Source organism: Moraxella bovis, assembly GCF_002014975.1.
Taxonomy (GTDB): domain Bacteria; phylum Pseudomonadota; class Gammaproteobacteria; order Pseudomonadales; family Moraxellaceae; genus Moraxella; species Moraxella bovis.
The window spans coordinates 1-19,946 of sequence record NZ_MUXV01000058.1; the positions used below are offsets into that span (position 1 = coordinate 1).

Consider the following 19,946-nt stretch of genomic DNA (forward strand, 5'->3'; position numbering starts at 1 on the left):
TCATGCAAAAATTGACAAAAGCGTTAAATTTTCATCGTTTTCATAAATAATGTTATCAATGTTCAGCACGCCCTAATACATCTATTATAACAAACTTCACACCGCATTTCATGATGGCTATTACCATCAAGCAAATTCAAGCGTGGCAAGTAAGGCCTGATAGTCTTTTTCTACCGATGACTCCTCAGCTCGCAGTTCGCTAATTTTCTCGCAAGCATGCATGACCGTGGTATGGTCTCGCCCGCCAAACACTTGCCCTATCTCAGGAAAGCTGTCTTGGGTCAGCTCACGCACCAATGCCATCGCCATCTGACGAGGGCGAGCGATGTTGCGAGCCCGTTTTTTACCAATCAAATCTTTGACCGACACGCCATAATACTCCGCCACTAGGTCACGAATGTTCTCTGCATTGACCGCCCTTGCTCGTGCTTCAATACGGTCTTTGATGGCGTGACGCACCAGCGAGAGTGTCACCTCACCGCCCACCAATAGAGCATTGGCACGCACTTGGTTTAACGCCCCTTCTAATCGGCGGACATCGGGGGGCATGTTTTGTGCCATAAAAATCGCACAGTCTTTGGGCAGCTCCATGCCAAGCAAAGTCGCCTTTTTTTGCAAAATTTGCATACGCATTTCAATGTCAGGCGGTTCAATGGCAAGCGACAATCCACCCTCAAAGCGTGACAAAAAACGTGTGTCAAAATCCTGCATTTGTGACGGTGGTCTGTCAGACGCCAAAATCAGGCGTTTATCACCTTTGGTGAATTCGCCAAATAGCGTCATCAAAAACTGCGAGACTTTCGGGCCGTTTTTGTTGTTAATCATGTGCACGTCATCAACGATGAGCAAATCTGCTTGACAAATCCGCCGAAGCAAAGAATCCGCCCCACCCTCACCCCCACGCAAGGCGTTAATGGTCACCTTAAAAAACTGATCTTTACTAAAATAACACACCAAAAGCCCAGCACGCTCATAACGATGAGCCACCGCATGCATAAGATGAGTCTTGCCCAGCCCTGATGAACCATAGATAAAATACAAATGCGTGTCGTGCTTGGCAGCCTTATCGGTCAGATTTTTGGTTAGCTCTTGGCAGGCGTTATATGCCAGTGCATTGGATTTGCCCTTGACAAAATTTTCAAAGGTAAACCGCTCTTCTAAGGGTTGGCTCTCCTCGATGCTTGTCGGTTTTTTGGATGATTTGGGCTTTTGTTTTTTAGGGGCTTTATCTGCCTTGTCGCTTTTTGGTACAAGGGGCATGACCCGAAGGGCGACACCTGACACATCCTGACCACCACCATCTGCCAGACGTGCCACCACCGCACAGATTTTGTCATAATAATGCGTCTCAATGCGACGGATAAACACATCATTAATGGCGAACAATACCAGCATCTCATCAGCAAATACAGGCTTTAAGGAGCGTAGCCACTGATTAAGCTCACCCTCTTTTAGCTCATGTTTTAACTCAGATAAGCACGACTGCCAAAACAGCTCAGCATCGACATCATGCTTTTGAACATCGCCAATCATGTCGTCATCACCCACCCCATTATCCGCCACGCCTTTGTCATCGACAGCAGGGGTGTCATTTTTCTGACCAACACTCACATCCATACCAGCACCCACCTTATCAGACGGTAGATGTTCTGGCATAACTTCATCAAATAGCGATATGTTTTGCATGATAAATTAACTCAAATAACAAACTTGGGTAAGCAAAATCTAACTGAAAACGAATTTAAGTGATTAGCCAGAACACAGCCAGCCCACTTTTCATGTTTACATTCACTCAAACATCATTATAAACTAAAAGTTATGATTTAAAATCATCATAACGATAAGTTTTTGATAAAAATAATTAAAATACAAGTCAGGCGAAAAATCCTGCAATTCTTGGTAATTGTATGATTTTTAATCAAATACCAACTTGCCCGCCCTTAAATGTTTGCCTATAATACCACAAATTTGACATTTTGCAACGATAATTTTTCTGTGGATAAGTTTGTGGATAAATTTGTTGATAAGTAAAACAAAGAACTTATTCACATTTTACCCACAAGTTATATACAGGTTTATAAACAATACAAATATATGATTTTTATAAAATTTTAATACTTATCCACAGAAATATTAAACCCTTATTATTATTATTTTTTATATTAAAATAAAAAATAAGCCAGTAGAAAATCTGTGGATAACTTTTAAAATAATTTAAAAGTTATTACATTTTGACAGTCAGAACAAATCACATGTCATAATACAAACCATCAAAAAAACCAAACTTTTAAAAAATAACTTGACTTTGATTCATCTTTTTGGTAAAGTACGTAGGTTTTTCGCCAAACATCAATAATGACATATTGGATATAATCCAATACTCAACTGTTTGGTTAAACATAACCCATCACAAAAAACGGCTTCTGCAGAGCCTGTGATACAACCTTAAGGTAAATTATGAAACGTACATTCCAACCCAGCGTTCTAAAACGCAAACGCACTCACGGTTTCCGTGCTCGTATGGCAACCAAAAACGGTCGTCAAGTTTTGTCTCGTCGTCGTGCCAAAGGTCGTCATCGTCTGACCGTATAATCTTATAGATTATCACAGATTAAGCACCCTTTTGGGTGCTTTTGTTTGTCCAAATTTTGCCTTAAAAGTTTGTAACTTTAAGATTTTGTATGCTGGATAAACCATTGACGAAACACACTAAGCCTTGTATGATAATTTGATTTAATACGTTTATGCCATGACAAGTCCACAGCAACCCACCCCGCCATTTTGCTTTACCAAAGCTCAGCGTCTGCTTAGCCCCAATGACTTTAAACGGGTATTTGACAACCCTGTCAAAAAAATCCACTCAGAGCATTTGCTTCTATTTGTCCAAACAGGCATGTCAGAGCAAACGCACGCTCGCTTGGGGCTTGCCATTACCAAAAAAAAGGTTAAACTGGCTGTCATGCGTAACCGACTAAAACGGCTCACCCGTGAACAGTTTCGCCATACTGCCCCCATGCTTGGGGTGGTGGACGCGGTGCTGATTGTTAAGAAAAACTACACAAAAGAGACTGACTTACATGGTGAGCTGACCCACATTTTTGAAAAATTATCTACCCTATTCCCTGCTGATAATTCCCAGTGATTTTTGATTATGCTTGTCAAATTTTTACTGCTTGTTATTAAGTTTTATCAAAAAGCAATCAGTCCGCTTGCCCCCGCTCGCTGTCGGTTCTACCCGACCTGTTCTGTCTATGGCATACACGCCCTAAAATGGCATGGCGTGCGTGGCATACCGCTTGTCATTAGGCGGATTTTTCGGTGTCAGCCGTGGGGTGGCTCGGGGGTGGATTTTGTGCCGTTACCTTTGGCTCGTTATCGTTACGTGCATTGTGATGATACCGCCCTTGTCCGATTTGCCAACTTGGGTGTTTATAAAGACCGCACAAGTTATCAAGCGGTTAGAAGTCAGATGATGAAGTAGTGGGCTGTCTTTATTAAAGTTTCTAAAAATCAATAACTTATCATTTTATAAAAAGTCAGCCCGTAAGTAAATATAAGTAAATGCTAGGTTTTTTGGTAAAAATTTAGTAAAATGGCGGATTTAGATTTTTATGGGTGGTTGTCCGCCCCAATCAGGACTGTTTATGCAAAAGATTTTTCGGACTTTGATTATCATTGCGATGCTCATCACATCGTATTTGCTTATCTTGGCTTGGCAAAAAGACTATGGCGGTCAAGCACCTATCCCTGCTCAGGCGACCTCGGTTGCAGGTTCGGATTTGGCACCTGTCACAGGCGATTTGCCTGCCTCCCCCTCCGCTCCAACTGCCCCTGCCAGTACCAATCTTATCTCGGTCAGTACCGATGTGTATGACATTAAAATCAATCCTGTGGGCGGTGATGTGGTCTATGCAGGACTCAAACAGTACGCCAAAACGCTGGGCAGTGATGAAGCCTTTGCTATTTTGGAGACAGACGCTCGCACCTATGTTGCTCAGTCGCTCATCGGCGGGGCGGACGGCATTGACACGCAGTCAGGACGTGCCACGTACACCAGTCCAAGCCAAAGCTACACCCTAACGGGCGACACTTTATCCGTGCCGCTCACGTACAGTAAAGACGGGCTGACCATTACCAAAACTTATACCTTTACCAAGGGTGATTATCCCATTAAGGTTACTCACAACATCAATAATGTGAGCGGTAAGGACTTTAATGGCGAGCTGTTTGTGCAATTAAAACGAGACAACAGCAAAGACCCCGGTCTTGCCGACAAAGGCATGATGGGCATTGCCACGCATTTGGGCGGTGCTTGGGGGACGGCTGATGAGCCTTATAACAAGCTTAAATTCAAAGACTTCAACGATGGCGATATTACCAAAAACGCCCAAAACAGTACCGATGGCTGGGTGGCGATGGTTCAGCATTATTTTGTCTCAGCGTGGGCACCTGACAGCCACAAGCCTGTCTTTTTTAGTCGCACCAGTGGTAACGATAACTACATCGGCTATCAAAGCCCCATCAGCGTTGCCAATGGCAAACAGATGAGCGTGGATGATACACTCTATGTGGGACCAAAGGTGCAATCACAACTGTCTGCTGTCGCCCCAAGCCTTGATAAGACGGTAGATTATGGCATATTTTGGCCAATCTCCAAGCCGATGTTCCTAATCCTTGATGCTCTGCACAAAATCTTGGGTAACTGGGGCTGGGCGATTGTTGGCTTGACTTTGATTGTCAAAATTGCTCTGTTTTGGCTATCCAACAAAAGCTATGTGTCGATGGCAAAGATGCGTGCCATTGCCCCCAAATTAGAAGCCCTAAAAGAAAAGCACGGCGATGACCGCATGGCGATGAGTCAGGCGATGATGCAGTTGTATCGTGATGAAAAGGTCAATCCGATGGCAGGCTGTTTGCCGATTTTGCTACAAATGCCAATTTTCTTGGGGCTGTACTGGTGTTTGGTGGAGAGTGTGGAGCTACGCCACGCCCCGTGGATTTTGTGGATTAAAGACTTGTCGGCGATGGACCCTTGGTTTATCCTACCCATTTTTATGATGGGGACAATGTATGTTCAGCAACTGTTAAACCCACAGCCAACCGACCCAATACAGGCTAAGATGATGAAAATGATGCCACTTATTTTCGGGGTATTTATGCTGTTTTTCCCCGCAGGTTTGGTGCTGTACTGGACGGTAAACAACCTGTTTAGTATGGCTCATCAGCAGTTTGTTAATAAACGTGTTGAAAAAGCCTACAACAAACCTGTCAAAGTGTTGTCCGATTGATATTTGACAATCACAAACCAATCCGCCTGTCTGGGCGGATTTTTTGTGGGCAAAGTTGGCTAAATAATGGTAAAATGACAAAAATTTTATCAACCACCACTATGCCAAATCAATCTCAACAACCCACCATTGTCGCCATCGCAAGCCCTATCGGTCAAGGAGGGGTAGGTGTCATTCGTCTGTCTGGACGCACCGCCCACACTATTGGCTGTGCCGTATCGGGCAAATCAGCTCTCACGCCACGCCACGCCCATTTTGCCAAATTTAAGGACAATCAAGGGGCGGTCATTGATGAAGGGGTCATCATCTATTTTAACGCTCCGCATTCGTTCACAGGCGAAGACGTGGTGGAGCTACAAGGGCATGGCGGTATGGTCTTGCAAAATCTGCTCCTTGCTCGCTGTTTTGAGCTTGGAGCAAGACAAGCGGCTGCAGGGGAGTTTTCCTTGCGTGCCTTTGAAAATGACAAAATTGACCTAGTACAAGCCGAAGCGATAGCGGACGCTATTTCTGCCACGAGTGTCGCTCAGGCAAGCAGTGCCATGCGTTCGCTCTCTGGGGAATTTTCCAAAAAAATCAATGACTTATCAGAAAAAATCACCAACATTCGCTTATATGTGGAAGCAAGCATTGATTTTCCTGATGAAGATGATGTGGAATTTTTGTCGGACGGGGTGATTGAGTCCAAGATTGATGAGATTTTGCGTGCCATTGATGACATTTTGGCAACCGCCAAACAAGGTCAGCTCTTGCGAGACGGCGTGCAGGTGGTGCTGGCAGGTCGCCCCAACGCTGGCAAATCAAGCCTACTAAACCGCCTAGCAGGGGTGGAGCGTGCCATTGTTACCGACATTGCAGGGACGACACGAGACACGCTGTCCGAAACACTGGTACTGGACGGTTTGACCGTGTATTTGACCGACACCGCAGGGCTTCGAGATACGTCCGATAAGGTGGAGAAAATCGGCATTGACCGCGCCAAATCCGCCGTCAAACAAGCTGATATTTTGCTGTTTGTTTATGATGTCAGTAGCGAGAGCGAACCATTTGCCCTTGCCAAAGAGCTGTTTGCTGATATTATTGATGAAATTGGCATGGAGAATTTTGAGCGTAAGCTTGTCATGATTGCCAATAAAGCTGATTTATTGGGTGGTGTTTTACGTGAAACAATGGCTGATTTTAATCATAATAATAGTCATAATGGCGAAAATGTTCCATGTGAAACCATGCAAAATAATTCAAATGGTCAAGAAAATTCTCATGTTCCACGTGAAACAGTTAGTCAAATAAGGGTCTCTTGTGCCACAGGGCAAGGGCTTGATGAATTGGTAAATTTATTAAAAGACAAAGTGGGCTTTCATCCGCCAGAGAACAGTCTCATCGCCCGCACCCGCCATATTGATGCCCTAAAACGTGCCAAATCGCACGCCACAGACGCTCATACTCAGCTTGTCGTCTATCAGGCAGGGGAGCTGGTGGCGGAGAGTCTAAGACTGTCGCAGACGGCATTGGGCGAGATTACAGGGCAGATGAGTGCTGATGAACTCTTGGGGCGGATTTTTTCAAGTTTTTGTATCGGAAAATAGGAGGGCGATGTGCATTGTCCGTTTTGTAGTGCCATAGACACCAAAGTGATTGACTCACGCCTTGCTGCCGAAGGCTCGCAGGTTCGCCGTCGTCGCCAATGTACCGAGTGTGGCGAGCGGTTTACCACGTTTGAAGTCATGGAGGTGGTCATGCCCCGTATCATCAAAAGCAATGGTTTGCGTGAACCTTATGATTATAACAAACTTCGCCGTTCAATGGCGTTACCGCTACAAAAACGTCCTGTGAGCATTGACGAGATAGATACAATCGTACACCGAATTGAGCAACGCCTACGCCAAACAGGCGAACGTGAAGTATCCAGTAAGGTGCTTGGCGAGATTGTCATGGCGGAGTTAAAGGCGATTGATGATGTGGCGTATGTACGTTTTGCCAGCGTGTATCGGGATTTTCAGGACATAGAAGCCTTTAAAGCCGAGCTTGAAAACTTCGCTCCCAAAGTGTGCCATGATAACCTACAAGGACAAAATCATGACTGATAGTTTAGCTGATAATATGTTGTCCGATACCGTCAAATCTCGCCTAAGCCCTGCCCTGTCTGATGATGAAAAGTTTATGCTTATGGCGTTAAATGAAGCCAAAAAAGGCGAATTTACCACTCGCCCCAATCCTGCGGTGGGCTGTGTGATTGTTAAGGATAGCTTAATAATTGGCAAGGGTTTTCACCCTAAAGCAGGTTATCCCCATGCCGAAGTATTCGCCTTAAACGATGTCAAAAATAGCGGACAGGACACAAAGGGGGCAACCGCTTATGTAACGCTTGAACCGTGTAGCCATTTTGGTCGCACGCCCCCCTGTGCGAATGCCTTGATAAAAAGTGGCGTGGCTCGGGTGGTCATCGCAACGCTTGACCCCAACCCACAAGTCGCAGGCAAAGGCGTGACAATGCTGTTAAATACAGGCATTGCTGTAGCGGTGGGGGTGTGCGAAAACAAAGCTCAAGAGTTGAATAAAGGCTTTTTAAAGGCAGTGGCGACAGGCTTGCCGTATGTTCGCCTAAAAATGGGTGTCAGTCTAGACGGTCGCATTGCCATGCAAAATGGGCAGTCTAAATGGATAACGGGCGAGTTGTCTCGCAGGGATGTGCAAAACTTGCGTGCCAAAAGTGGGGCGATTATCACAGGCTCAAACACGATTATCGCCGACAACCCTGCTCTAAACGTACGTTTGCCCGATGTGGAGCTTGATAATATCGGCATAACCGCCATACCCCAGCCCAAAATCGTGGTGATAGATAGACGTGGCAAGTTGTCGCCTGATGATGATTTTACGGTACTCAAAAACCCTAATACACTGATTTGGCAAGATGATTTACCTGCTCTTTTAAAAACGCTCGTGGCAAAGTATCAATGCCATGATGTGCTGGTGGAGACAGGGGCGACGCTTGCCACAAGTTTTTTAAGCCAAAACTTGGTAGATGAGCTTATCATTTATCAAGCCCCTTGTCTTTTGGGGGCGACTGCCCGTCCGATGTTTGGGGGGCAGTTTGAGCGGTTGCAGGATAAGCTAAATTTTACGCTTGTAGATGTAGAGCGGCTTGGCGATGATGTTAAGATGATTTTTCGCCCAAAAAACTTATCCACAACTTGATTGCTTAAATGATTGAGCAAAAATTTGGCAAAAAATGTTCCACGTGAAACTGTGGAAAACTTTTTAAAAATCGACGGTTTTGATTAAAAACAAGATTTGATAACACGCCATAAGCCTTGATTTTAAAGTGTTCCACGTGAAATTAAAAACAGCTAACCATGTTCCACATGAAACATCTTTGGGTTGTGGATAAGTTAAATGGATTATTTGCAAAAGGTCAATGGTTAAAAAGTTATCCACAACTTATTTATAAAAATTTTCTAAATTTTTTATGGAATTTAAGATGGGTAAAGCAGAATGTTTCATAGATAAATGATTGATTTTTTAAATCATGTGCAAAACAGCAAATCATTTAAAAAACCAATCATAAAAGGTAAGCCATGTTTACAGGTATCATAGAGACAACAGGCACGCTGATCGCCATTACGCCCACAGGCGGCGATGTGCAATTAACCATTTCCGCCCCCGAGCTTGATTTTGGCGATGTCAAATTGGGCGATTCCATTGCGTCCAACGGCATTTGCTTGACGGTGGTGGCGATAGATGGCAACAGCTATGCGGTAGATGTTTCACGTGAAACATTAGCCATTTCCGCCCTAAACGTCTGGAAAGTAGGCGACACGCTGAACCTAGAAAAAGCCATGCTTCCAACCACACGTTTTGGTGGGCATATCGTGGCAGGTCATGTGGACGGCGTGGGCAAAATCGCCAAAATCGCCAAAGACGCTCGCTCGGTCTATATCGAAGTCGCCCTACCGTCAGAGCTGATGAAATACACTGCCGACAAAGGCTCAATCACGGTGGATGGTATCAGTCTCACGACCAACCGCATAAAGCCGTCTGAACATATCGTTTGCCTAAATATCATTCCGCACACTGCTGAGATGACTAACATTGCACGACATTGGGCGGTGGGGCGAGCGGTGAATATAGAAGTGGATTTGGTGGCACGGTATTTGGAGCGACTTATCGGAGCAAAAATCGATACACCCCAAGGCAACATTACCGAAGAGCTATTAATAAAAAGTGGGTTTTTTAAATAGGTTTAATGAATTCAATATGTGGTATAGGATTTGAGGTGGCGTGCTGTACACGTCTATAAAATGATAATACCAAAGGACGTGTCCAGTACGTCCCTACATTCATATTATTAAATTGGATTGCGGTAATTTAAAAATATATGATAATTACCCAATATTATAAAGGTAAAAAATGAACCATAAATTACGCCTAATTTTCGCAGGCACACCAGAATTTGCCAAAGTCGCCTTGCAAGCCCTGATTGACCGCCAAGATGAGCTAAATCTTGATATTGTGGCGGTCTATACTCAGCCCGACCGCAAGGCAGGACGGGGACAAAAATTGACCGCCAGTCCCGTCAAAGAGCTTGCCCTTGGCCATAATATCCCTGTGGAACAGCCGATAAGTTTTAGCTTAAAGCATGAAAACGGACAGGTTTCACGTGAAACACTTGCCAATTATCGTCCTGATGTGATGATTGTTTGTGCGTACGGTTTGATTTTACCGCTTGGCGTGTTAAATACTCCAACTTATGGTTGCCTAAATATTCACGGCTCGCTACTGCCTAGGTGGCGTGGGGCGGCTCCCATTCATCGGGCGATTTTGGCGGGCGATACGACTACAGGCATTACCATCATGCAGATGAATCAAGGGCTTGACACGGGCGATATGCTCTACAAGCTCCCTTGCGACATTATAAATACTGACACGACCCAAACGCTTCATGACAAACTTGCCGAGCTTGGCGGGCAGGCGATGGTAATAGTGTTAAAGGACTTGGCAACTTACCAAGCCAATGCTAAGCCACAAGACGACAGTCTTGCCAATTATGCCGAAAAAGTAAGCACCGATGAAGGGCAAATCAACTGGCAAAATTCTGCTCATCACATTAACCGCCAAATCCGTGCGTTAAATGCGTTTGCTTTTTTAAATGGCGAGCGTATCAAGGTGCTAGAATGTACGCCCATAAAGCCTGACCAAACCACGACCGAGACGGCAGGTAAGATTGTAAGTATAGGGCGAAAGGCGGTGCTGGTGGCGTGTGGTGCTGATGACAATGGCGATAAGCATTTGATAAATATCACAAAAATGCAATGGGCAGGGGGTAAGCCTTTGACCGCCGAACAAATTGCGGTGGGTGATAAATTAAAAGACGGGCAAGTTTTTGATAATAATGCTGACAATGGGCAGTAATATGCAAATCAATCCACAACTACCCGTCCGAGCCAATATTATTTTAACCCTTGAAAAAATCAATCAAGGGCAATCTTTATCATTATTATTGGATGATTTATTAACTGCCGTCAAAGATAATGAAAAAGGCTTTACTCACGAATTATTATTAGGCACGCTTCGTCATTGGCACGCCATTAGTCGCATTGGCGAGAGTTTGATAAAACAGCCCCTAACCGATATTGGCATTACTTGTGCGTTAAATATGGGCTTGTATGAACTTTTATATATGAACACGCCTGATTATGCCATTATTAACGAAACATTAAATGCGGTCAAATCCTTAAATAAAAATTATGGCGTAGGGCTAATTAACGCCATATTGAGAAAAGTGGCGGATAAAAAAGAAAAATTCGCCAAAAAGATAAATAAAAATCACAGCCTGCCAAATTGGCTTGCCAAAGAATTAAAACAAGATTGGGGTGATTATTATGAAAATTTGGGGCAAAATCTGCGAAAACCCGCTCCGATATTTTTGCGTGTGAATGGCAAATTTAGCACGCTTACATATTATGCCAATCTGTTAAATTCTGCCGATATCGCCTACGAAATTCTACCGCTTGGCGTGGCGGACGAGCGTGTGATTAAGCTGACTGTTTCGCAAAAAGTGCAATCTTTACCACATTTTCAAGACGGTTTTGTGAGTGTGCAAGACCGTCATGCACAGCTTTGTGGGCATATTTTAAAGGCGTTAAACCTACCCAAAAACCTAAGACTGTTGGACGCTTGCACCGCCCCAGGGGGGAAGTTGGCTCAACTGTTGGAGTTGTCAAACGATGAGTTTCACGTGAAACATATCACGGCATTAGACAATGACGAAAAACGTCTAAACCGTGTGCATGACAATTTGGCTCGCTTGAAGTTGGCGGACAAGGCGGACGTGATTTGTGCGGATGGCACGAGTTATCAGGCGGACACGCCCTTTAATGTCATCGTGCTTGACGCTCCGTGCAGTGCCACGGGGGTCATCAGGCGACACCCTGACATTGCCCTGCTTCGCACCGAGCAAGATGTCGCCCAAACGGTCGCCTTACAAGCTAAAATTTTACAAAATCTATGGCAAAATCTGGCGGTGGGTGGACATTTGCTCTATATTACCTGCTCCTTGTTAAAGGTGGAAAACGAATGTCAAATCACAAATTTCCTTGCCAGTACGCCAAACGCCAAAGCGGTGGATTTTGAATTGACCCTACCCAATCAAATCAAGCAAGCGGCGGGTTATCAATGTTTGCCGTTAAATGACGATGACGGCGACGGATTTTATTATGCGTTGCTACAAAAAGTGGATTAAAGGCAAAATAAATGATAATATGAATATTATTTGTTTGATAAAATAGGTGGCTAAACGCCAAAATCATTTGTCAGGATTATGTCAATTTAGACAGACAGGCATTTGAAGAAAAATATCAGATGTATTATGATTGATAAATAATAGGAGTTGTCGTGGATATTAAGCCGATACAAACCATTGAACAAGCTGTTCAGTACATGCAGTCCATTCCAGTTCAAAGACAGCAAGGTATTTTTGATTATTTGTATGCTGATATGATTGATTATCAAAGCGAATCAAAAACAAATCAAGAAAAACGCCAATTTGGATTATGTCAAGGTAAAGGCAGTTTTAAGTTGTCTGATGATTGGGAGATGAGCGAGGAAGAATTATTGGGACTATAACATGAAAAATCAGTACGTTATAGATACGCATATTTTTCTATGGTTGGTTTTTAATCCTAATAAAATCAATGCTAAAATCAGGTGTTTATTAGAAGATAAAAATAATAGAGTTTTTATCTGTAATACCAGTTTTTGGGAAATTTCTATTAAATATAATCTGGGTAAATTGGATTTAAATGGCGTATCACCCAAAGAATTGCCTGATATTGCCATAAAAATGGGTATTGAAATTATACAGGTTAATCATGATATTATGGCAAATTTTTATCAATTACCAAAAGTAGAAAAACACAAAGACCCATTCGATAGAATTGTGATTTATTATTGTATTTATCATAAATTAACATTGGTTTCTATTGATGATAAATTCAATGAATATCAAAAGTTTGGTTTGAATTTAATCTAATTTTTTAATTTAAAAGGTACTTTTATGAACTATATCAGCACTCGTGGCAATACCGCTCCCATGCAGTTTAGTGACGTTCTATTGATGGGGCTTGCCCCTGACGGTGGTTTGATGCTCCCTGAGACTTACCCACAGATTGACCGTGCGACTTTGGATAAATGGCGGTCGCTGTCTTATACCGAGCTTGCTTTTGAGATTATGTCGCTGTTTGCCACCGACATTCCCAAGGATGATTTAAAGACGCTCATTAACAAAACCTACACCAAAACCGCCTTTGGTACGGACGAGATTACCCCTGTTCGCACATTAAAAGACGGCATTAAAATTTTGGAATTATCCAATGGCGTAACGCTTGCCTTTAAAGACATGGCAATGCAATTTTTGGGCAATGCCTTTGAATATGTCCTAAAACAAAAAAACAAACGCCTAACCATTATCGGAGCAACGTCTGGCGATACAGGCAGTGCCGCCGAATATGCCTTGCGTGGTAAAGATAATATTGATGTCTTTATGATGTCGCCACACGGCAAAATGAGTGAATTTCAGCGAGCCCAAATGTACAGTCTCATGCACGATAATATCCACAATATCGCCATTAATGGTATGTTTGATGATTGCCAAGATATTGTAAAGGCAATTCAGCAAGATAAAGCATTTAAAGACAAATATCAAATTGGCACGGTTAATTCTATTAACTGGGGTCGTATTTTGGCTCAAATTGTTTATTATTTTAAAGGCTATTTTAATGCCACCAATAATAATGACGAGCGGGTAAGTTTTTGTGTGCCGTCTGGTAATTTTGGTAATGTCTGTGCAAGTCATATCGCCCGTGAAATGGGATTGCCAATTCATCGCTTAATTGTGGCGACCAATGAAAATGATGTGTTAAATGATTTCTTTAAAACAGGCAAATACATTCCCCGCACCAGCGAAAATACTTTTGTCACTTCCAGTCCGTCTATGGACATTTCTAAGGCATCAAATTTTGAACGCTTTATTTATTTATTGGTGGGCAAAGACAGCGAAAAATTAAACGCCCTATGGCAAGATGTGGGTAGTGGTAAAGGCTTTGATTTATCGTATTTATTAAATGACGCTCAAAATAAATATGGCTTTGTGTCTGGTAAATCTACCCACGCTGATAGAATTGCGACCATTAAAGCGGTTTATGAAAGTGATAAAGATTTGCTTGACCCACATACCGCAGACGGTGTCAAAGTCGCCCGTGAAGTGCGTCTGGCTGATGAAGTGATTGTCGTTGCCGAGACGGCATTGCCAGCCAAATTTGCCGAGACCATTTTTGAAGCCATTGGCGAAATTGATATTCCACGCCCTACTCATGCCAAAGACATTGAAAGCCTGCCTCAAAAAGTGGTGGTATTGGATAATAAGGTGGAATTGGTCAGGCAATTAATTGAGCAAAATGTGAAATTGTAATTTATATTTAAAAAAAGGGTGTATTTAATATACCCTTTTGTCATTCTGGAAATGTATAATGGCTAAAATGTTAGATAGACAGCAACAAGCAAAAGAATATCGAGAACTAAAAGAAAGATTTGATGCAATAAAACTAAGTGTTATCAACAATTTAGATAAACTTGGTCAATTGGCAAATGATATTCTGATGGATGAATTTTACCATCTAGCTGATTATATTGGTTGGATAAAAACCAATATTAATAAAATAGTAAATTATAGAAATATATACATATTAGAATTTTTAGATATAAGAATTGGTAAAATTCTCTCAAAAACATCTGATGATGATTTTGTAAAATCGGAAATAATGGAGATTAATTTCCTATTGGATAATTATCACAATATATCACAAGAATTTTTAGTAAAACTCAATGAATATTTTGATGGTATTTATCAAGATGCTTGGTTACAGGTCGGTAAATTTTCAGAATTAAATGATATTTACAAAAATCATAAAACCTATGAAATTTATGAAAAATCAGAAGATGTAAATCATAAAAAGTATATTTTCTAGATTGCAATTGCTATTTTATTTGCTATTATTGGATTCTTCTTTTCAATATTCAGTAAGGCTATTTATACCCAATGCTTTTTTGGAAATTTATGTATTTTAGAGTATAATGATATTGATTATTGGATTATGAAAGCTGGCATCATCTTTATTACAATTACAGGCGTTACTTTCTGTTTAAAACAAGCCATTCATTACCAAAAGAAAAAAGACAAAGCCGAGCAAACCCGTTTGGAGCTAGAAGCCCTACCAACTTACATGTTTAATTTTTCTGATGAACAGAAAAATGAAGTTTATAAAGAATTAACTGGTAAATATTTTGGGCGAGATTCTGATAATGAGGGTTGTCAAGCAATGTCTGATGTGATTCAAGAACAGATTAAGTTAAGTAATGAAGTTTTAAAGAGTGCTTTGGAAAAGAAGTAATTTTAGATTGGTTTTTTGGAAAAAATCATGCTAATTTCAACTTAATCTAAAAACTCACGCCAAAAACCCTACCAAAACGTTGTTGTTACAACATTTGATTTGGTGGTGGGTGATGGTCATGATAAATTTGTCATTGAATATTATGGCGAACGCTTTGATGAGATGCTTATCACGCAAACTAACGTTGCTCCATAACTGTTGTCGCCACAGAGATGACAAGTGGCGAGTGTATCGTTCTGTTTGACAACACACGGCACGGCTAAAATGTGATGTTTTGTAGGTTTTTATGGCTATCTTATCCAAAAGTCGCCAAACGATGTATTTTTGTCGGAAAGTTACCGCCAAATAATGATAAAATAGTTAATATTTTTTTACATTTTGTGGTATGCTAAGCAAGATTTTAGCAAGTTCGTGTTTTTCTAAAAAGACACACTTGTTGCCTTTAATAATGGATAAAATGATATGAAGCTAACAGCCCTAAAAAGCCTGATGACCGCTTGCCTAATCGGTGGCGTGATGATGTCATCAGCCCATGCAAACAACCCTGCTCCAACCATCAAAGCAGACGCCCCCAACCGTTATACCGTCAAAAAAGGCGATACATTGTGGGACATCTCTGGTAAATATCTGAGCGCACCGCATAGATGGCGTGAGATTTGGGCGACCAACAAACAAGTCAAAAACCCACACCTTATCTACCCTGGTGATATTCTTATCATGTGTATCATTAAGGGTCAGACCTTGGTCGGCGTGGACACAGGTGAGGGCTGTGCAGGCATTGAACGTCAAATCCAAGAGGTGGCACCCAGTGAACCAGTTCGTCTGACACCGCTAGAAGGTAGTGTGCCACCTATTCCATTATCAAATATCCGTCATTGGCTTGACCGTTCGGTGATTGTCAATCCCGATGATTTTGAGACGACCCCTTATGTACTGGCGTCCAAAAAAGGCAATCTTATTACCGCAACAGGCGACAAGATTTATGTTAAAGGGGCACTGCTTACCCCAGGTCAGACTTATGGCGTGTATCGCAAGTCCGAGCCTTATGTAGATGTGCAGACAGGTACGGTGATTGGGCTAGAAGCGGTACAAGTAGCTCGTGGTATCGTGACTGATGTGGCAGGTAATGGCGTATCAAGCATTCAAATCACCCAGTCATTCGACACAGAAATCCACGAGGGCGACCGCGTCTTCTCTGAGGTACCAACCCAGCTTCCTGTGGTGTTCTACCCTGCCCCTGCTGAGGTAACTCGTGGCGGTAGTATTGCACGCGTGATGGGCAGTATCGGCAGTGCCGCCAAAGGCAGTGTGGTCGCCATCAATATCGGCGCTGCCCAAGGAGCAAGAGCGGGTCACGTTCTTGATGTCTATCGTAAAGGGGCGTTGGTGCGTGACATTCGTGATAACGACACGCCAGTACGCCTACCTAGCGAAAAAGCAGGTCAGGTGATGGTGTTTAAGGTATTTGACCACATCAGTTATGCTTATGTTCTCTCATCAGAGTTACCACTAAGTAAAGGCGACCAGTTGGTGCCACCGCCTTATCTATAATTCATTGATAAATAGTGATGTATTAAAATTGCCAATACGCTTGTATTGGCAATTTTATTTTGCCAATGAAATTTTATAAAAAAGACAGTAGTGATATAATGCAAGCCTGTCATTTAACATAAGAAACAAACATGAGTTATCAGACACTAGACGAGACATCCGCCACGCTTGCTTTGTGGTATGTGGTAAATACTTCTTTGACCGCTTTTTATAAATTGACCGAACAATTTGGCGGTGCAAAGCAGGCTCTGACAAAAGGGTTTGGGGCATGGCAGGAGATTGGTGTGCATAACGCCCACATCAAAAGATGGCAGGATGTTGATGACGTCATGGCGATGGTGATCAGACTGCATGATGAAGCAGGGCGTGGGGCGTACGGTATGCTTCTGATGGATGATGAGCGTTATCCTGAAATGCTCAGACAGATGTATGACCCACCACCAGTGCTTTTTTATCGTGGGGAGGTGACACGCTTGTCGGATAGGCAAGTGGCAATCGTCGGCAGTCGTTCCCCCACAGAGTTTGCTTATCAGATGACTTTTAATATGGCAGAATATTTGGCTTATCAGGGACTGACCATCACCAGTGGACTGGCAGGCGGTATCGATAAAGCGGCACATCTGGGCGGATTATCAAATGGGTGCGGACAGACGGTGGGGGTGATGGGAACAGGCATTGATGTGTGCTATCCTAAAAACCACAATGCTCTGTATGCTCAGATTATCAATGAGGGTGGCTGTCTCATTAGTGAACTACTGCCCGCCACGCCCGCCACCAAGCACAACTTTCCACGCCGTAACCGTCTGGTAGCAGGGTTATCACTTGCCACGCTGGTCACCGAAGCCGCCATTGCCAGTGGCTCGCTCATCACCGCACGCCTGACCGCTGAGCAAGGTAAGCAGGTTTTCGCTGTGCCTAGCTCTATCGATAATGTTAATGCCGAGGGCTGTCATCATCTCATCCGCGAAGGGGCAACCCTGATTTACCACCCCAGTCAGATTATTGATGAACTCAGTGGAAGTGTGATGGGCTATAACGACCTACCCAAAACCTTCTCTCGGGGTGTTTCAGCCCTTGATAATGCTCATGAAAAACTCCCTGTGTCCGCACCAGTTGCCATTGCACCCCATTTGCAGGGCGTGTTTGATAAGTTATCCAATCAGCCGACTGACCTAGATACACTTGTGGCGGCGACTGCTTTGGATGTTGGGACATTGCTGGCGTCTTTGTTGGAGCTTGAAATGATTGGTATGGTAAAAGTGGTCGGGGGTCGCTATGAGCGAGCATGAATGTATCACTCACAGTGCTGATGTGGCGTATGAATGGGTCATGCAAGGTAGGATTTTGGCTTACCCTACCGAGAGTGTATGGGGGCTGGGCTGTCATGCTTTTGATGTACAGGCGGTAAATAAGCTTCTTGCCCTAAAACAACGCCCTGTCGAAAAGGGCGTGATTGTACTGACTTCGGATGAATCATACATTGATGTATTTTTGAAAAATCTGCCGAAGGCTCGCCAAAATGACATCATCAAAAGCTGGGCGCATGCCGATGACAGACGGCAGGCGAGTACATGGCTGTTTGATATTCCTGATGGAGTTAGTATCCCTCAATGTGTGCGTGGCAAACATGAGAGCCTTGCCATTCGAGTAATCAACCATGCCAAAATCGCCAAATTATGTGATTTGCTTGCTACTCATGATAACAATCCGTTTGGCTTTTTGATGTCTACCAGTTGTAATGTTGGTGGACAAGTCCCCGCTCATGATTTTGAGATGGCATGGCGTTATTTTGGGAATGAAGTCTGTTATCTGCTCGGCGATACGCTGGGCTATGATAAACCCAGTCAAATCATTCATGCCAGTACAGGGCAGGTGGTGCGGTAGTTTTGATGATAAAAAACCCTTTGTATGATACAAAGGGTTTTGGTTTTTTAAAGCAAGCAGATTGCTTAGATACCAGCAGCAGCTTTAAAAGCAGCTTCATCAAAGTCATCACCGTGAGTCACAACCACAGTGCCTTTGTCGATGTTTACGTTAACAAATTTAACGCCGGCGATAGTTTCGGTTTTAGCAACTAGAGCGTCAGCAGCAGCTTGGTCGGCAACAGTTAGATTGAATTGAGATTGTGGCATAATATACTCCATGGGTAAATGAGAATGATGTGGATGTGTTTAAATGAGATGAGTTTGAACCAGCTCATCATTTAGAACTTAGTCTTATTTTAATCGATATCAAGCTTTGCGCAATAAAATACAGATAAAATGCCGTAAACTAAGCCTTAATAGCATTGATTTTACAAGCAATTACAATGTAAACTAATGTAACCTAAAATTGGCGATTTGCTACGTATTTCAACCATTTTGATGGTGCGATTAACAAAAAATATTGGGCTCTGGTTCAAAAAGTATGCTACAAAGAAAACCGTTCGTGGTGAGCTTGGGAAACCTAACGGTTTTCCTACCCGTAGGCATAGCTCAGGGCGAACGGAAAATCTAGTTCAGCATGCTTTTTGGACTACTATCAAATATTGATGAAAATGGCGTTTTGTCAATCAATTTTAATGCGTATTTTAAAAGTTTTAAATAGGGCGTGCCTGCCTTTGGTATTTGCAATGAAAAATAGGGGAAATCGCACGTTTTTCAAGGAAAAAACTTGAGGTTGATAGTTATTCTATCAAGCAAGTTTTTGACGATGAAAAACAAGATTTAGCCATTTTTCATGAAAAAATGGCTTAAAGTGTTAAATCTTCATCTTAATTTTATAAAAATGTTATCAATGTTAGGCACGCCCTAACTATTCCTTATACATTATGTACCAAAATGTTTGTTTTTCTTACTAAATTGTGATTTAATAGACATCCTGCAAAACTACCCAATCCACCCAAACACGAGCTTTACCCTAAGTTCAAATCTTGCCAATGATTTACGATAGGTGGTTAAGAACATTTTAAAGGCTTAAAACTTGGCAAAGATATGTTCTACTCTCACCCGTGTTTTAGACAATAATGCGTTATAATCTTTGGCTTCTTGTACTAATGGGTATTTCTTGGTTGCTTTTAGTGGCGTAAAGGCATTAGCATGTATGTGTTTTATGCCTTGATAACCACTGTCTGCTAGGATAAACTTAGCATTTGTTAAATTTGGGGGTATTATTAAAAACAAAT

At 42.6% G+C, this 19,946-nt stretch carries 21 protein-coding genes; 18 read left to right on the forward strand and 3 right to left on the reverse strand.

Translation table 11 applies throughout. From position 1 onward, the window contains the following. Positions 1-126 precede the first annotated feature (126 nt). Positions 127-1,686 (reverse strand): chromosomal replication initiator protein DnaA, encoded by a 1,560-nt coding sequence (gene dnaA / locus B0182_RS11580; protein WP_244893693.1) that lies wholly within the window; start codon positions 1,684-1,686, stop codon positions 127-129. Between the two features lie 771 nt (positions 1,687-2,457). On the opposite strand from dnaA, the gene rpmH reads away from it, so the two are divergent. The 18 genes from rpmH to B0182_RS11670 all read left to right on the forward strand — a co-directional run bounded on the left by rpmH (position 2,458) and on the right by B0182_RS11670 (position 18,667). After that, a complete protein-coding gene (gene rpmH, locus B0182_RS11585; RefSeq protein WP_078275079.1) occupies positions 2,458-2,592 on the forward strand; it encodes a 50S ribosomal protein L34 in 135 nt (44 codons plus the stop codon). 157 nt (positions 2,593-2,749) lie between these two features. Further along, positions 2,750-3,142 carry a ribonuclease P protein component gene (gene rnpA / locus B0182_RS11590; protein ID WP_078275080.1) on the forward strand — a complete coding sequence of 131 codons (393 nt, stop codon included), beginning with the start codon at positions 2,750-2,752 and terminating at the stop codon, positions 3,140-3,142. Positions 3,143-3,151: 9 nt separating this feature from the next. Further along, complete coding sequence (yidD, locus tag B0182_RS11595) at positions 3,152-3,481, forward strand: membrane protein insertion efficiency factor YidD (protein ID WP_078275081.1); 330 nt, start codon at positions 3,152-3,154, stop codon at positions 3,479-3,481. Between the two features lie 163 nt (positions 3,482-3,644). Next, a complete protein-coding gene (gene yidC, locus B0182_RS11600) occupies positions 3,645-5,288 on the forward strand; it encodes a membrane protein insertase YidC (protein WP_078275082.1) in 1,644 nt (547 codons plus the stop codon). Between the two features lie 101 nt (positions 5,289-5,389). Beyond that, complete coding sequence (mnmE, locus tag B0182_RS11605) at positions 5,390-6,874, forward strand: tRNA uridine-5-carboxymethylaminomethyl(34) synthesis GTPase MnmE (protein ID WP_078275098.1); 1,485 nt, start codon at positions 5,390-5,392, stop codon at positions 6,872-6,874. A 9-nt stretch (positions 6,875-6,883) separates the two neighbouring features. Next, positions 6,884-7,372 carry a transcriptional regulator NrdR gene (nrdR, locus tag B0182_RS11610; RefSeq protein ID WP_078275083.1) on the forward strand — a complete coding sequence of 163 codons (489 nt, stop codon included), beginning with the start codon at positions 6,884-6,886 and terminating at the stop codon, positions 7,370-7,372. 16 nt (positions 7,373-7,388) lie between these two features. Continuing rightward, positions 7,389-8,483, forward strand: coding sequence for a bifunctional diaminohydroxyphosphoribosylaminopyrimidine deaminase/5-amino-6-(5-phosphoribosylamino)uracil reductase RibD (gene ribD, locus B0182_RS11615; RefSeq protein ID WP_143821734.1), 1,095 nt, complete (start codon positions 7,389-7,391; stop codon positions 8,481-8,483). A 380-nt stretch (positions 8,484-8,863) separates the two neighbouring features. Then, entirely contained in the window at positions 8,864-9,526 is a 663-nt protein-coding gene (locus B0182_RS11620) for a riboflavin synthase (RefSeq protein WP_078275085.1), read from the forward strand. A gap of 169 nt (positions 9,527-9,695) precedes the next feature. Continuing rightward, positions 9,696-10,697, forward strand: coding sequence for a methionyl-tRNA formyltransferase (fmt, locus tag B0182_RS11625; RefSeq protein WP_078275086.1), 1,002 nt, complete (start codon positions 9,696-9,698; stop codon positions 10,695-10,697). Between the two features lies 1 nt (position 10,698). After that, on the forward strand, positions 10,699-12,027 hold the full coding sequence (rsmB, locus tag B0182_RS11630; RefSeq protein WP_228157730.1) for a 16S rRNA (cytosine(967)-C(5))-methyltransferase RsmB: 1,329 nt from the start codon (positions 10,699-10,701) through the stop codon (positions 12,025-12,027). A gap of 152 nt (positions 12,028-12,179) precedes the next feature. Next, on the forward strand, positions 12,180-12,410 hold the full coding sequence (locus tag B0182_RS11635) for a hypothetical protein (RefSeq protein WP_078275087.1): 231 nt from the start codon (positions 12,180-12,182) through the stop codon (positions 12,408-12,410). A 1-nt stretch (position 12,411) separates the two neighbouring features. Then, entirely contained in the window at positions 12,412-12,816 is a 405-nt protein-coding gene (locus B0182_RS11640) for a type II toxin-antitoxin system VapC family toxin (protein WP_078275088.1), read from the forward strand. Positions 12,817-12,840: 24 nt separating this feature from the next. Next, positions 12,841-14,253 (forward strand): threonine synthase, encoded by a 1,413-nt coding sequence (thrC, locus tag B0182_RS11645; protein WP_078275089.1) that lies wholly within the window; start codon positions 12,841-12,843, stop codon positions 14,251-14,253. Between the two features lie 58 nt (positions 14,254-14,311). Further along, positions 14,312-14,809, forward strand: coding sequence for a hypothetical protein (locus B0182_RS11650; protein ID WP_078275090.1), 498 nt, complete (start codon positions 14,312-14,314; stop codon positions 14,807-14,809). 126 nt (positions 14,810-14,935) lie between these two features. Continuing rightward, positions 14,936-15,232: a hypothetical protein gene (locus B0182_RS11655; protein WP_078275091.1), complete on the forward strand. Its 297-nt coding sequence runs from the start codon at positions 14,936-14,938 to the stop codon at positions 15,230-15,232. A gap of 462 nt (positions 15,233-15,694) precedes the next feature. Beyond that, on the forward strand, positions 15,695-16,783 hold the full coding sequence (locus tag B0182_RS11660; protein WP_078275092.1) for a LysM peptidoglycan-binding domain-containing protein: 1,089 nt from the start codon (positions 15,695-15,697) through the stop codon (positions 16,781-16,783). Between the two features lie 131 nt (positions 16,784-16,914). Next, positions 16,915-18,072, forward strand: coding sequence for a DNA-processing protein DprA (gene dprA, locus B0182_RS11665; protein WP_078275093.1), 1,158 nt, complete (start codon positions 16,915-16,917; stop codon positions 18,070-18,072). Next, on the forward strand, positions 18,059-18,667 hold the full coding sequence (locus B0182_RS11670; protein WP_078275094.1) for an L-threonylcarbamoyladenylate synthase: 609 nt from the start codon (positions 18,059-18,061) through the stop codon (positions 18,665-18,667). The genes dprA and B0182_RS11670 overlap by 14 nt, the downstream gene beginning before the upstream one ends. A 65-nt stretch (positions 18,668-18,732) precedes the next feature. Here the strand turns inward: B0182_RS11670 and B0182_RS11675 are convergent, their stop codons facing one another. Next, on the reverse strand, positions 18,733-18,915 hold the full coding sequence (locus B0182_RS11675) for a hypothetical protein (protein WP_078275095.1): 183 nt from the start codon (positions 18,913-18,915) through the stop codon (positions 18,733-18,735). Between the two features lie 822 nt (positions 18,916-19,737). Continuing rightward, positions 19,738-19,946: transposase family protein (locus B0182_RS11680; protein WP_280522605.1), on the reverse strand; the 209-nt coding region annotated here is incomplete at its 5' end.

Coding starts and splice junctions, on each gene's coding strand:
- dprA (WP_078275093.1), top strand. CDS start 16,915: ATGAGTTATCAGACACTAGACGAGACATCCGCCACGCTTGCTTTGTGG.
- rnpA (WP_078275080.1), top strand. CDS start 2,750: ATGACAAGTCCACAGCAACCCACCCCGCCATTTTGCTTTACCAAAGCT.
- thrC (WP_078275089.1), top strand. CDS start 12,841: ATGAACTATATCAGCACTCGTGGCAATACCGCTCCCATGCAGTTTAGT.
- B0182_RS11660 (WP_078275092.1), top strand. CDS start 15,695: ATGAAGCTAACAGCCCTAAAAAGCCTGATGACCGCTTGCCTAATCGGT.
- dnaA (WP_244893693.1), bottom strand. CDS start 1,686: ATGCAAAACATATCGCTATTTGATGAAGTTATGCCAGAACATCTACCG.
- ribD (WP_143821734.1), top strand. CDS start 7,389: ATGTTGTCCGATACCGTCAAATCTCGCCTAAGCCCTGCCCTGTCTGAT.
- yidD (WP_078275081.1), top strand. CDS start 3,152: ATGCTTGTCAAATTTTTACTGCTTGTTATTAAGTTTTATCAAAAAGCA.
- B0182_RS11675 (WP_078275095.1), bottom strand. CDS start 18,915: ATGCCACAATCTCAATTCAATCTAACTGTTGCCGACCAAGCTGCTGCT.
- rpmH (WP_078275079.1), top strand. CDS start 2,458: ATGAAACGTACATTCCAACCCAGCGTTCTAAAACGCAAACGCACTCAC.
- rsmB (WP_228157730.1), top strand. CDS start 10,699: ATGCAAATCAATCCACAACTACCCGTCCGAGCCAATATTATTTTAACC.
- fmt (WP_078275086.1), top strand. CDS start 9,696: ATGAACCATAAATTACGCCTAATTTTCGCAGGCACACCAGAATTTGCC.
- B0182_RS11620 (WP_078275085.1), top strand. CDS start 8,864: ATGTTTACAGGTATCATAGAGACAACAGGCACGCTGATCGCCATTACG.
- B0182_RS11670 (WP_078275094.1), top strand. CDS start 18,059: ATGAGCGAGCATGAATGTATCACTCACAGTGCTGATGTGGCGTATGAA.
- yidC (WP_078275082.1), top strand. CDS start 3,645: ATGCAAAAGATTTTTCGGACTTTGATTATCATTGCGATGCTCATCACA.
- mnmE (WP_078275098.1), top strand. CDS start 5,390: ATGCCAAATCAATCTCAACAACCCACCATTGTCGCCATCGCAAGCCCT.
- B0182_RS11650 (WP_078275090.1), top strand. CDS start 14,312: ATGGCTAAAATGTTAGATAGACAGCAACAAGCAAAAGAATATCGAGAA.
- B0182_RS11640 (WP_078275088.1), top strand. CDS start 12,412: ATGAAAAATCAGTACGTTATAGATACGCATATTTTTCTATGGTTGGTT.
- B0182_RS11655 (WP_078275091.1), top strand. CDS start 14,936: ATGAAAGCTGGCATCATCTTTATTACAATTACAGGCGTTACTTTCTGT.